Genomic DNA, 13,416 nt, shown 5'->3' with positions numbered 1-13,416 from the left:
GCCTTAGCTTGCAGTGTACAAAGAAACCGCCGGAGGTGTCGACTCCTGACCCAGAACATTGTGAGTCTGACTCGCAAAATGCTCACGTAATGACTCTGTGCTGTGGTAGAGCGCCACATTTTCCAGCGCCAGCACACCGGCCGAGGTCAGCTTTTGCTCGATATGCGGTGCCACACCCAACAGGTACACGGGGTAGTCACGCACTCGCTCAAGGGCATATTCCAACGCGTGAATCGCGGTGATATCAATGGTGGTCACATCGCTCAAATCCATCACCACCGCACGGGTCTCAGGCGCCGCCCGTTCAATCACTGACAACGCTTTCTCACTGGCGGCAAAAAACAGCGGGCCGTTAATGTCATACACCACCACATCTTCCCCAAAATTCAGGTGTGAGTGAGTACTTCCCACTTTTTCGACGGTGGTCAGCGAGGCTATACGCTGAATAAACAGCAAACCCGCCAGCAGCAGCCCGACGACCACTGCGACAACCATGTCAAACACAACCGTCAGGGTGAAGCAGGTCATCAGCACCGCAATATCGCGGCGAGGCGCCACCTTGAGCGTATGCACAAAATGGGGGGCTTCAGACATGTTCCAGGCGACCATGATCAGCAGACCGGCCAGGGCACTCATCGGCACAAACGACAACGCCGGCGCCAGCGCGATCATCGCAGCCAGGACAAACAAGGCATGCACAATGGCTGAAATAGGCGAAAATGCCCCGGCGCGAATGTTCGTCGCGGTACGGGCAATGGCGGCAGTGGCCGGAATCCCGCCAAAGAACGGAACCACCATGTTTGCCAGCCCCTGACCGACCAGCTCAGAGTTCGGATTATGCTTGGTGCCGGTCATCCCATCCGCGACAACCGCACACAGCAGCGATTCAATACAACCCAGCATGGCAATGGTGAACGCGGCTGGTAGCAGTTCCACCACCAGCGACCAGCTGAACTGGCCTTCCTGCCAAGGCAACACCAGTTGCGGCAGCACCTGCGGAATCCCCTGCCCGATCAAATCACCAATCTGGTACTGGAATTTTTCGCCTAGAAGGCCAACGTGGCCCTGCCCTGACGCATTAACAATCAATGCCACCACTGTACCAGTCAACAGCGCCACCACATGCGCAGGCACTTTCGTTTTGAGCTTCGCCCACAGGATAAAGGCAGCGATGGTCAACCCGCCTACCAGGGCATCGGCCAGATTAATGGAAGGCATTGCACTGGCATAAGCGACAACTTTTTCCGGAAAGTGGATCGGATTAGTCGCCACGGTCAGGCCAAGCAGATCTTTCAGCTGCAAGAAGGCAATCGTCAGACCGATACCCGCCGTAAAGCCGGTTGTCACCGGATAGGGCACATACGCCACCAACTGGCCAAGCCGCAACAGCCCCATCAGCAGCAGGATCACCCCGGACATCAATGTGGCCAGCATCAGCCCAGACAGCCCGTATTGCTGCGTGATCGGCAGCAGAATCACCACAAACGCGGCCGTCGGGCCGGTGATATTAAAACGAGAGCCCCCCAGCAATGCCGCCAGTAAACCCGCGACGATAACAGTGTACAGGCCGTGCTGCGGCGGTACGCCAACGGCAATCGCCAACGCCATCCCCAACGGGATCGCCACCACCCCGACCGTGATACCGGCTATGACATCTGAACGTAAGGTCGAGAAGGAGAATCCTTCCCGCCAGGCCTGTTTCATCGCATTAAATACCAACACGGTTAACCCCTTGCAGACTAAACGGAAACGCAAAAAACCACACTCATGGGGAGTCTGGTTCAGATCTAGATAAGAAAACGAGAAGCTGTCATCCCGAGATAGGGACCCGGCAAGTAGATGTCAGTCGGAATTCGGGAAAGGCAACATATGGGCAAATCCCGCCTCTGGCAGGCATGCCCTGCTCATAGTTTACCCGCTCGAGCGGAGAAAAAACGAGCAAATACGTGATCAACATCACTATATGTTAATTGTGTGAGGAATTTTCTCAAGCCGTAATTTGCCCCGGACTGATCTTGATCAAACCGAGGCTCTGCAAGGGCTGACAAGACATCTTTACGTAACCGGTCAATTTCAGAACAGAAAAACATTTTACATTTCATTAAAAATCAAATTACACTTATCACAAGTGGTAAGACCTCTTACCTTAATAAAAACGTACCCGCTACAATAATAATGAAACGCCCATATAAGGAGATTGAACATGGTAACACTTGTGTACCTGCTAGGGCTGCTCGGTCTGACCGGTGTACTCGCATACCACCGCGCCAACCTGAAAACCTTTACTATCGCGATCGCCGCAGCCCTGATTCTGGGAACCCTGCTGGATATCGTCGGTCAGTACAGCTGGTTGCTGTTCCTGCTGGTTGCCGTACCGTTAAACATGACTACGCTGCGTCGTTCCCTGCTCAGCCGCCCGGCACTGAAAGCTTTCAAAGGCGTAATGCCGGAAATGTCGCGCACGGAAAAAGAAGCGATCGATGCCGGGACGGTCTGGTGGGAAGCCGATCTGTTCCGAGGCGCACCGAACTGGGACAAGCTGCATGACATCCCGGCTCCGCGTCTGAGCCCGGAAGAAAAAGCATTTCTCGACGGTCCGGTCAACGAAGTGTGCCGCATGGTGAACGATTTTCAGGTTACTCATGAGCTGGCTGATCTACCGCCGGAAGTGTGGCAGTACCTGAAAGATCATAAGTTTTTCGCCATGATCATCAAAAAAGAATACGGTGGTCTGGAGTTTTCCGCTTACGCACAATCACTGGTTCTGCAGAAGCTGACCGGTGTCTCCGGCGTACTGTCGTCAACCGTTGGCGTCCCAAACTCTCTGGGTCCCGGTGAGTTGCTGCAACATTACGGCACTCAGGATCAAAAAGATTACTACCTGCCGCGTCTGGCTGAAGGTAAAGAAATTCCCTGTTTTGCTCTGACCAGCCCGGAAGCCGGGTCTGATGCCGGGTCAATACCTGATTTCGGTATTGTGAAAAAAGGTCACTGGCAGGGAGAGGAAGTGCTGGGGATGGAGCTGACCTGGAACAAGCGCTACATCACGCTGGCACCGGTCGCCACCGTTCTGGGTCTGGCCTTCAAACTCTATGACCCTGAGCACCTGCTGGGTGATCAGGAGGATCTCGGTATTACCTGTGCCCTGATCCCAACAGATATTGACGGTGTAGAGATTGGCCGTCGCCACTTCCCACTGAACGTTCCGTTCCAGAACGGTCCGACTCAGGGCGATAAAGTGTTCGTGCCGATTGATTTCATCATCGGTGGTCAGGACATGGCGGGTCAAGGCTGGCGTATGCTGGTTGAGTGCCTGTCAGTCGGCCGTGGTATCACGCTGCCGTCGAACTCAACCGGCGGACTGAAAAGCGCGGCGCTGGCAACCGGGGCGTACGCCCGTATTCGTCGCCAGTTCAAACTGCCAATCGGTAAAATGGAAGGGATTGAAGAGCCACTGGCACGGATTGGCGGTAATGCTTACGTGCTGGATGCGGCCAGCAGCCTGACTGTTGCCGGGATTGATTTGGGTGAGAAACCATCCGTGATCTCTGCCATCGTGAAGTATCACTGTACTCACCGCAGCCAGCGTGGCGTTATCGATGCAATGGATATCGTGGGCGGTAAAGGTATCTGTATGGGGCCAAGTAACTTCCTGGCTCGCGGTTATCAGGGTGCTCCGATTGCCGTGACCGTTGAAGGGGCCAACATTCTGACTCGTTCGATGATCATCTTCGGTCAGGGGGCGATCCGCTGCCATCCTTACGTACTGGAAGAAATGAATGCCGCTTACAATGACAACGCCGAAAAAGCCCTGAATGAGTTTGACGGCGCACTGTTCGGTCATGTGGGCTTCGTGATCAGTAACCTGGTTCGATCTTTCTGGCTGGGTCTGAGCGACGGCCGTGGCTCCAAGGCACCGCGTAAAGATGAAACCAAACGTTACTATCAGCAGATCAACCGCTACAGTGCCAACCTGGCGCTTCTGGCTGATATGTCGATGGCCGTACTGGGTGGCTCGCTGAAACGTAAAGAGCGCCTCTCTGCCCGTCTGGGCGATGTGCTGAGTCAGCTTTACCTGGCTTCTGCCACCCTGAAGCGTTACCAGGATGAAGGCTACCAGAAAGACGACCTGCCGCTGCTGCACTGGGGTCTGCAGGACGCCATGTACCAGACTCAGGAAGCGCTGGATGAATTCCTGCGTAATTTCCCGAATCGTCCGATTGCAGCCGTACTGCGTGCCATTGTGTTCCCGCTGGGAATGAGCCGAGTGCGTCCTTCTGACAAACTGGACCACCAGGTTGCCCGTATTCTGCAAACGCCATGTGACAGCCGTAACCGCATCGGCCGGAACCAGTTCCTGGAAGACACCGAGAATTCCGCGGTCGGCAAAATCGAGCGAGCACTGAAAGACATTCTGGCGGCAGAGCCGATCTATGATCGCGTCTGTCAGGCCGCTGGCAAGAAAATGCCTTTCATGCAGCTGGATAAAGTCGCAGATACCGGTCTGGAGCTGAAGGTGATTAACGCGGAAGAAGCAGAGTTACTGCGCCGCGCTGAAGCCGGCCGTCTCGAAACCATCAATGTTGATGACTTCGACCCGCGCGATCTGGCAGCGAAGGCTTACCAGGCTTCGCCAAAAGAAATTGCGGCCTAAACCATCTGCTGCAGGCAACAACGTCAGTTAGGGGGGAACCCTGACGAAAAAAGGGAAGCCAATGGCTTCCCTTTTCTTTGTTCTGCTTGCGCGACTCCATCTGTCGGGGGCAGCCCTCAGGCTTCAGGAATATCCAGCCCCGCATCATTCACGGCTTTCTTGGCTCGCCATTTGCGCCATAGCACCATCAGCAACGCCACCAGTCCGATCACGCCCAGGTTTGCTGCGGCAATCATCTTCCACGCTTTACTGCGCGCCGCTTCACGTTCCGCTTCCATCTGAGCAATTTCAGCCTGCTTGGCTTTAGCTTCCTGCTGCTCCCGGAATGACTCCAGGTTGCGATCCAGCTGAAGTTCAGCCATCACGGCAAAATGGCTCTCCGGCAGTTTAAAAATCAGTTCACGGTTATTGAAGTTGTCCGTCGCATAAAGCCAGCCAGACCAGGTATAACGCCCCGGTTTTTCTCCGTTTGGCAGCCAGACCTTCAGATCAACCTCATCGCTTAACGCCGCCTGCTGGCTGATAGTTCGGGTACCGTCAAAGCTGACCTGCTCGATATGAGCGGCAAGCGATCCCGGCTTGATGGCACCTTCCTCGGCATCCACCACAATCTGGTGATACTCATGCCGCCCACGCCCCTGAATAAAGCTGGCGCGCAGTGGTGGTGGATAAACCAGTACTTCCTGCTCAACCGTCCGTAAGAAGATGCCATTGCCAGAGCTCAGGCTAACCCGGTATTTCCCCGGCTGCAATTCCACCGGTAATGCCACCGTAAACACGCCATCTCCCGGCACCTCGTCAAAGCCTAAGCCATCGTCAGCAAACTCCCCTAACGGAATTGGCGACGGCTGGGATTCTTTCGGCAGCGACTCGACATTCTCAATGTATTCGTAGAACACCACCGATAACTTCACCCGATCCAGAAAATCCCGCATCGTCAATGGCTGGCCATTCTGGGTTAAGCGTGCCGTAAATTTGAGGGTTTCCGACTGATAAAGACGGGAAGGTAACGTGGCAACCTGCAACTGCAGATCTGACAGCACTTTTACCTGATTGGTAGGCGTGACTTTACCGACAGCCTGCCAGGGGCCGGGCATCGGGTTTTCAATGGAGATGATATCCATGCCGGGTTCTTCGTACCAGGACACATTGTCCGGATGGCGCCAGGCATAATATTTTTGCCCGTCAGGGCGAACCAGTACAACCGAATGGCTGCTCTGTTCACGTTTGACCACAAACGAGACCTGCTTGATGGTCGGGTCAACACGGAAGCGGTTATCCAGCCATGACATAGCCGCATCGTCGCTTGCCCACGACAACACCGGCAATAATCCAATTAGCCAAGATAATCGCTTCATTGTACCTCTTATAGACGCCACATAACGTCGGCTTTTTTACCTATGATATCCAGACGCTGCTCATGCGCAGATAATTCATCGGCAGATGCTCGAATAACCTTTAGCGCTTTTCGCCCGGACGCCAAGCGTCGGATTTCATTTTCGGTACCAGCATCACTTTCTTCGCCCCCGGCATTCAGCGCCAGCGACGTCTGGCCACCTGTCATCATCAGGTAGACATCAGCCAGAATCTCGGCATCGAGCAAGGCCCCGTGTAGCGTACGGTGCGAGTTGTCTATCCCGTAGCGCGAGCAGAGCACATCAAGGTTGTTCCGTTTCCCCGGAAATAGGCGCTTGGCCATGTCCAGGGTATCGGTGACCTTACAGAAATCAGTCGTTTTTCCTATCGACGTATCCAGCTTGCTGAACTCATAGTCCATAAAACCGATATCGAAGGGTGCGTTGTGGGCAACCAGCTCGGCGCCGCGAATAAACTCCATGAATTCATCATGGATGTCAGCGTAAGTCGGTTTGTCGCGCAAAAATTCATCCGTAATACCGTGAACATCAATGGCTTCCACATCGATATTACGATCCGGCCGGATATAGACATGGAAACTGTTCCCGGTCAGTTTACGGTTAATGATCTCCACGGCACCGATTTCTACAATACGGTGCCCTTCATAGTGAGGACCGGTCATATTCATACCGGTTGTTTCGGTATCAAAGACGATTATGCGTTCATTAGTGGCTTTCATAGCAGCGATTGTGTCAGACTAAAGTTTTCAACTAAGACGAATACTACCAAATATGACCAAGCAGGTAGAAATTTTCACGGATGGATCTTGCCTCGGCAATCCGGGGCCCGGCGGTTACGGCACGGTTTTACGTTATAAACAGCATGAAAAAGAGCTTAGCGAAGGCTTTTTCATGACCACCAATAACCGGATGGAACTGCTGGCCGCCATTGTTGGCCTGGCCTCTCTGAAAGAACCTTGCAAGGTAGACCTGACGACAGACAGTCAGTACGTAAGACAAGGCATTACCCAGTGGATCCACAACTGGAAAAAGCGCGGCTGGAAAACCGCTGACAAAAAACCAGTGAAAAACGCCGATTTATGGCAACGGCTGGATACCGAGACCCAACGCCATCACGTGAACTGGCACTGGGTGAAAGGTCACGCGGGTCACCCTGAGAATGAACGTTGTGACGAACTGGCTCGTACCGCGGCCAATGCCCCGACTCAGGAAGACACCGGGTACCAAGCCTCCTGACCCTAAGCGGATATAAGGCGGCAATCGGGCCGCCTCTGTTAATTTGGAAATCGGTGTTTTTGGGTAGTGCCGTTTTATTGTTAACACTGCCGCTTTGAACTGGCCTTCGTTCGACAGTTCATCCCCAACGGTGCCAACTGCCGTCGCACTTTCCAGGTCGGCTTAATCGGTTTGAGGGGCACAGTACGCTTACGAGCCACAATCAGATACATGCTGCCGATACCGGCGCAGCTTTCAGATAACATCCCCTCCATCCAGGCAGAGCAAGCCTGATGATGAGTGGCCGGTAAAATGGCAAAGTTTTCATGAAAAACCACTTCGTAATTCAGCACACTCAGCCAGTCTTTGATCCGCATCGGCATAAACATTCTCCCCTTCCAAGGATAACGCTTGCGATTCCAGGGCAATAATGCCCGCAGCCCCACCACGCTGATTGGGTTCGTGCCACTGAGCAGCAGATAACCGTCATCCATGGTCACTCTGTCGATTTCTCGCAGCAAACGGTGAGGATCCGAGCAATAATCAAGCTGATGGGCAATCAGGCAAACGTCAAAGGCTTTTTCGACAAATGGCAATGCAAACGGGTCAGCCACGACGTTATGCAGTGGATTGAACTTGTCGATGCAAATTTGGTGCTGGATGTTACAATGGCCACTGGCTAATTCACAACTTAGCCCGCCCAGCTTCAACATGTGGTAGCCAAACAACTTAGGCCACCATTCGTCCAGCTGGGCCTGAAGCAACTCAGCGGCCCATTCGCCATTAACGACCTGCGACCAGGTATGGGGTGGATCGATGTGTTTTAATATGCGGGCTGGCTTCATAAGCGACACCAAACTCAATCCATGCTCAACAAAACAGAAACAGGCCGGAGAACAACATCATGCTGACAGTAAAAAGCATACCTGCATTCAATGATAATTACATCTGGCTGATTCACAGTCCGGATAACCATTGTGTAGTGGTTGATCCCGGCGAGGCCGCTCCGGTTCTCAAGGTGCTGGAAGAAGAACAAATGCATCTGGATGCCATTCTGATCACCCACCACCACCACGACCACGTCGGTGGTCTTAGCGAGTTGAAGCGTCGTTATCCAAATATAAACATAGTTGCACCGGCTGACGAGCCCATTCCGGCAGTTTCCCGTTCGGTTGAAGACGGGGATCAGGTCGAAATTTTCGGTGAACGCTTTATGGTCCTGGGTGTACCGGGGCACACTGCCGGTCATGTCGCCTATGTCGGAGACGGCAAACTGTTTTGCGGTGACACGCTGTTTTCGGCTGGATGTGGCCGCCTGTTCGAAGGCACGCCAGAGCAAATGTTCCATTCCCTGCAAAAACTGGCCGCCTTACCGGACGAAACAGAAGTCTACTGCGCCCACGAATACACCAGCAGCAACCTGGCCTTTGCCCTGGTAGCCGAGCAGGATAACCCCCATCTGCAACGTTACCGCGAAGAAGTCAGCCGCTTGCGTGCCCAGGGAATCAGCACGATTCCGAGCACTCTGAAACAGGAAAAACTGATTAATCCTTTCCTGCGCTGCGATCAGCCAAGCATCAAAAAATCCGTTGCAAACAAAGCGACGGGCAACAGTGATGTTGAAACCTTTGCCGCGCTGCGTCGTTGGAAGGACGAATTTTGACATCTGTCACTTGTCACTGAGGTGGTAGGACAAGTATCATTTCCAGCTATTTTGGCTATGGGCTGGACACATGAAATCCCGAATTTTTTTGGCAAGTGCGCTATTACTGGCTGGTTGCCAAATTACTAAAACGACAGATACAGTAGAAGAAACGACAAACACAACCCCCCTTAACCCGTCTGCGGCCCAGGTTGCTACCAAACCAACAACAAAGGCAACGCCGCAGAATGTCCCGCCAGTCGTGACCGTGACACCGCAGGAACAAGACGATGTCTGGAAGCGGATCAGTATGCAGATGTCTCTCGAGATACCTGAAAACCAACGCGTTAATTACTACCGCAACTGGTACCGCCGCTACCCGGGTCACCTTCAAGTTGTCGCACAACGTGCCGAGCCCTTCCTGTACCTGATCACCGAAGAAATTGAAAAACGTAACCTCCCTCTGGAACTCGCGTTACTCCCTATCGTAGAAAGCTCTTTCGATCAGTTTGCCTACTCACACGGGCATGCGGCCGGGCTGTGGCAGATCACTCAGCCGACAGGACGCACCTTCGGACTAAAACAGGACTGGTGGTATGACGGCCGCCGTGACGTGGTGGAATCAACCCGTGCGGCTCTGGACTTACTGACGTACCTAAACCGCAAATTCGATGGGAACTGGCTTCATGCTCTGGCAGCCTACAATACTGGCGAAGGCCGGGTTTTCCGAGCCATCAGCCAAAACCAAGCTGCAGGCAAGCCTACGGATTTCTGGTCGCTGAATCTGCCTGAAGAAACCAGTGGCTACGTACCGAAACTGCTGGCTGTCGCCGATGTGATCCGTAATCACGAAAAATACGGTCTCGACATTCCGGTAATCGCTAATAAACCGGCGGTGAAACTGGTAAAACCTGGCACTCAGATGGACTTGGCGATGGCGGCATCCTTTGCCGGTGTCAATGTAGAAACACTGCAAAGCCTTAATCCCGGCTACAACCACTGGGCAACCGCTCCAGATGGCCCAAGTCACCTCCTGCTTCCGATTAATAAGGTTGATGGATTCAACACCGCATTTGCCAAAAATGGTCGTCGTGGCATGAAGGTCATTCGTTACCAGGTTAAATCCGGTGACAGCCTAAGTGCGCTCGCCAAAAAACACCGGACCACGACTAAACAGATTCAACGTGCCAACAATATGACCGGTACCAATATCCGGGTTGGTCGCCACCTACTAATTCCGGTTGCCTCGCAGGGGCCGGACGCTCCGGCGGTAAGTCTGGTCCGGAAAAACCAGGTGACCCACGAAAACGGCTATCGCACCAGCTACACCGTCCGTTCTGGTGACAGCCTGTGGAGCATTGCACGCAGCAATAATGTCTCGGTGAAAGATATCCAGAAATGGAATGATATTACCCAGCGCAAACCGCTGCGTATCGGACAAAAGCTCACCTTGTGGAAAGACAAAGACACCAGCAATGCTTTGCGAACCGTCTATTATGAAGTGCAGTCTGGCGATAACCTGAGCACCATTGCTAAACGCTACAATGTGAAAGTGGCTGATGTGGTGAAATGGAATCAAATCGGCAGTCAAAAATACCTGAAGCCGGGACAAAAACTGAAACTGTACATTGATGTCACTAAGGTAAGCGCATGACACCGTCATCCAATCCGTTTATTGCCGTTGTGGATGCATTCCGCTCACCAATTGAATGCTTTGCAGCCATCCACGAACGCCCGAAGTGGGCGTTTGTACCGTATCTGCTGATTATTCTCGGCCCGTTTTTCTTCTGGGGAGCGTACTTTAATCATGTGGATCTGCCCTGGCTGCAGCAAACGCTGATGTATCAGCTCGGTAATGTGGAACAAGAAATCCAGGAAGCCTGGCTCAGTAAAGAAGTTCTGCTGGCTGGTGAAGTATTCAGTGATGTGATTGGCCGTACTGCAGCGCTGTTTGTGCTGGCTCTGTGGCTGAACCTGTCAACCAAAAGCAGCACTTATACCCACAGCTTCGGTAAATGGTTGGCCGCGGCCTGCTTTATCATGTTACCGGCTGTCATTGGTGATTTAGCCAGTTACCTGAATGCTGTCTTTAACACCAGCCAGATTCTGCCGAATGCAGCGGATCTGAATAGCCTTAATGGCCTGCTGAAACTCCCTCTCAACAGCCCATGGTCGCCATTTACCACGACGATACCGTTACTGATGCCTTGGTATATTGCACTGAGCTATGCCGTTGTCAGTGCCTGGACCGATTACGACCGGGCTAAATGCATTATTGTTGCCGCCCTGCCTTGGCTAATGACACTGCTGATCTGGCCATTGCTGATTATTGCAGCCTGAATCTGGCAATGATCGGATTGTGATCTGAGGCATCCGTTACGGGTGCCTCTGCATTTACCAGACGAACCCCGCGATAATACAGATGATCCAATGGCTTACCGAACACCTTGATTCGACGATCCCGCTCAAGCACCACGTCTTTCAGACCCAAACTTTGCGCAAAATGCTCTACCACCTCAACCCGAGCCTGACGCCAGGTATTAAAATCTCCCGCCAGAATGATTGGGCCAATGTGCTTGTCCAGCACCTTCTTTAAGGTATTGAATTGCTCTTTGTACTCTTCAAGCCCAAGCGCGAAATTCACCCCGTGCAGGTTCACCACAGCCAATGTCTTTCCATCCGACAGCACAAACTCAGACAATAATGCAGATTTCGGCAGACGCAGCCAGGGCTCCATAGCCAGATAGGCGCAGGTCGTCTTGGCATTGACACTGGAAAGGTTCATTACGCCAGCCGGGGTATTCAAAAACTTGAACGCATTGGCCATCCGGACTTTCCATTCGGTGTCATCCAGATAATCTTTCAAGCCGGGCGTCAGGCTGGCTTCCTGCAAAAGCACCAGCTGACTGTGCGCAGAGAATTGCGCCAACGCCTCACGCCAGTTTTCTTTCTGCTGTTTATAGATATTCCAGACCGATACAGAGAATTCCCCCTGCTGATCCAAAGGCAAAGCCACTTCACTATGAACGCAGCTATACGAAAATTGCGGAGCCAGCACATTTGCACTGACCTCCGGAACATCCGAGACATCAAATGACCAGTTGAAGGCACTGATCCCCAACGCTCCTGCGACCGCACCTAATCCTGCAACAACCTTGGTATAGCGTGACATTGACCCTACCTAAAAACGACTTCAGCCCCGAAAGGAAAACGGCCCAAAGGCCGTTGATAACTCAATAATGACTGCCGTTGTCATAATACGCCGACGGTGTCAGCGCCGTAAAAATCACCGCAACATCCAGTTCCGGATCTTCAAGTTCAGCCCGCACCGCAGCGGTAATACTTTGAGCAACTTTATCCTGAACATCCTGGTCCCGGTCAAACCACAGTACTTCGACAAACGGATAAGCATCAGACACTTCCCCGTCAAAAATGAACGTGGTGGAAATATGCTCCAGCGTAAAATCTTCACGGGGGCACACCATTAAAGGCTCCAGTTCATCAACCAGCTTGGTCGACAACGATTTTACGTGATCAAACTCAATGGCTCTGAATCGTAGGTGTGGCATAGCGTCTCCCTTCAAGCGGTGTTTTCTGACAGTTTAAGCTACTCACCTACTGTCAGAGAAGTATCAAACCTCGAACCACCACTCATAATGTGCTCATTAAAAGCGCCAAGTTTGCCGTGCGATTCAGCAAAAGTCTATGCCTTTTCTTTTCACCAATTTGGCTTCTATCCGTCACGAGATCTCTCACTTTTAAAGAAAACCTTACAATTTTGAGGGTTAGGTTAGCCATCAGCCAGTCATAACACTGACTTTTATCATCACATATTTATATCTCAGTTGGGAAAAATCACGATCTTCGAGGTGTATGCTTCATTGAGACGCAGCCTCCTTAAGACACGGAGTTATTTAGGCAAGAGTGGTAAGCACCAACGAATCAGATCCCCAGCATTTTTTCGGGGATGCCTAGTCTGAGCTTCGAAAATGGCAGGAGTGGAGAGATTAGGCCGGGCTGGCGAATCCAGCTTCCAATACGCACTGTTTATTAATTTCAGGGGAATCGGCGGCTCTTTCCTAGGAGGTAAAAATGCAAAAAAGCCCCAGCATTTCTGCTGAGGCTTCGATAGTGGCAGGGGTGGAGAGATTCGAACTCCCAACACGCGGATTTGGAATCCGCTGCTCTGCCAATTGGAGCTACACCCCTGTAGTTATTTTTTAAGACTTAACTTTGTCTGAATAAGTGGCGGAACGGCCGGGCTGGCGATCCAGCGGGACTCATTCGACCGAAGGGCGAACCCTTCAAATAAGTGGCGGAGCGGACGGGACTCGAACCCGCGACCCCCGGCGTGACAGGCCGGTATTCTAACCAACTGAACTACCGCTCCACTCAGGATTAACGTTTGTTCAGAACGCTAACCTAAATTGGGTGCCTGGCGATGTCCTACTCTCACATGGGGAGGCCCCACACTACCATCGGCGCTGCTGCGTTTCACGTCTGAGTTCGGCATGGGATCAGTTGGTTCC

11 protein-coding genes, 2 tRNA genes and 1 rRNA gene are annotated in these 13,416 nt (G+C 52.6%); 5 read left to right on the top strand and 9 right to left on the bottom strand.

All coding sequences use genetic code 11. From position 1 onward, the window contains the following. Positions 1-3 precede the first annotated feature (3 nt). On the bottom strand, positions 4-1,722 hold the full coding sequence (gene dauA / locus C9I92_RS20400; protein ID WP_047886807.1) for a C4-dicarboxylic acid transporter DauA: 1,719 nt from the start codon (positions 1,720-1,722) through the stop codon (positions 4-6). 481 nt (positions 1,723-2,203) lie between these two features. Here dauA and fadE point away from each other — a divergent pair, with 481 nt between their 5' ends. Beyond that, positions 2,204-4,654 (top strand): acyl-CoA dehydrogenase FadE, encoded by a 2,451-nt coding sequence (gene fadE, locus C9I92_RS20395; RefSeq protein WP_047886809.1) that lies wholly within the window; start codon positions 2,204-2,206, stop codon positions 4,652-4,654. Between the two features lie 116 nt (positions 4,655-4,770). Here fadE and C9I92_RS20390 read toward each other — a convergent pair whose 3' ends face one another. Beyond that, positions 4,771-6,012, bottom strand: a complete 1,242-nt coding sequence (locus tag C9I92_RS20390) for a TIGR03503 family protein (RefSeq protein WP_047886810.1) — start codon at positions 6,010-6,012, stop codon at positions 4,771-4,773. 8 nt (positions 6,013-6,020) lie between these two features. After that, entirely contained in the window at positions 6,021-6,749 is a 729-nt protein-coding gene (gene dnaQ, locus C9I92_RS20385) for a DNA polymerase III subunit epsilon (RefSeq protein WP_047886811.1), read from the bottom strand. A 52-nt stretch (positions 6,750-6,801) separates the two neighbouring features. Between dnaQ and rnhA the strand changes: the two genes are divergently transcribed. Then, positions 6,802-7,266, top strand: coding sequence for a ribonuclease HI (rnhA, locus tag C9I92_RS20380; RefSeq protein ID WP_047886812.1), 465 nt, complete (start codon positions 6,802-6,804; stop codon positions 7,264-7,266). Positions 7,267-7,346: 80 nt separating this feature from the next. On the opposite strand, the gene C9I92_RS20375 is transcribed toward rnhA, so the two are convergent. Beyond that, the gene (locus C9I92_RS20375; protein WP_047886813.1) at positions 7,347-8,090 is read right to left on the bottom strand and encodes a methyltransferase domain-containing protein; all 744 of its coding nucleotides are present in this window, start codon (positions 8,088-8,090) and stop codon (positions 7,347-7,349) included. Positions 8,091-8,149: 59 nt separating this feature from the next. Between C9I92_RS20375 and gloB the strand changes: the two genes are divergently transcribed. The 3 genes from gloB to C9I92_RS20360 all read left to right on the top strand — a co-directional run bounded on the left by gloB (position 8,150) and on the right by C9I92_RS20360 (position 11,227). Further along, on the top strand, positions 8,150-8,908 hold the full coding sequence (gene gloB, locus C9I92_RS20370) for a hydroxyacylglutathione hydrolase (protein WP_047886814.1): 759 nt from the start codon (positions 8,150-8,152) through the stop codon (positions 8,906-8,908). A gap of 70 nt (positions 8,909-8,978) precedes the next feature. Beyond that, positions 8,979-10,541 carry a lytic transglycosylase gene (locus tag C9I92_RS20365; RefSeq protein WP_047886815.1) on the top strand — a complete coding sequence of 521 codons (1,563 nt, stop codon included), beginning with the start codon at positions 8,979-8,981 and terminating at the stop codon, positions 10,539-10,541. After that, entirely contained in the window at positions 10,538-11,227 is a 690-nt protein-coding gene (locus C9I92_RS20360) for a YIP1 family protein (protein ID WP_047886816.1), read from the top strand. Before C9I92_RS20365 ends, C9I92_RS20360 begins: the two co-directional genes overlap by 4 nt. Here C9I92_RS20360 and C9I92_RS20355 read toward each other — a convergent pair. The 5 genes from C9I92_RS20355 to rrf form a co-directional block, all read right to left on the bottom strand. After that, complete coding sequence (locus C9I92_RS20355; protein ID WP_047886817.1) at positions 11,214-12,059, bottom strand: endonuclease/exonuclease/phosphatase family protein; 846 nt, start codon at positions 12,057-12,059, stop codon at positions 11,214-11,216. The two genes, C9I92_RS20360 and C9I92_RS20355, sit on opposite strands and share 14 nt — an antisense overlap. Before the next feature lie 61 nt (positions 12,060-12,120). Beyond that, positions 12,121-12,456 (bottom strand): DUF1904 domain-containing protein, encoded by a 336-nt coding sequence (locus C9I92_RS20350; protein WP_047886818.1) that lies wholly within the window; start codon positions 12,454-12,456, stop codon positions 12,121-12,123. Positions 12,457-13,019: 563 nt separating this feature from the next. After that, a tRNA-Trp gene (locus C9I92_RS20345) sits at positions 13,020-13,096 on the bottom strand. A 104-nt stretch (positions 13,097-13,200) separates the two neighbouring features. After that, positions 13,201-13,277 (bottom strand) — tRNA-Asp (locus C9I92_RS20340). A gap of 43 nt (positions 13,278-13,320) precedes the next feature. After that, positions 13,321-13,416, bottom strand: a 5S ribosomal RNA gene (gene rrf / locus C9I92_RS20335); the annotation flags it as partial.

Origin of the sequence: Photobacterium ganghwense, from assembly GCF_003025595.1 — a bacterium.
GTDB classification, from domain to species: Bacteria; Pseudomonadota; Gammaproteobacteria; order Enterobacterales; family Vibrionaceae; genus Photobacterium; species Photobacterium ganghwense.
Note: the sequence above shows the minus strand (reverse complement) of the source record. Positions and strands in the feature narration are given on the sequence as shown.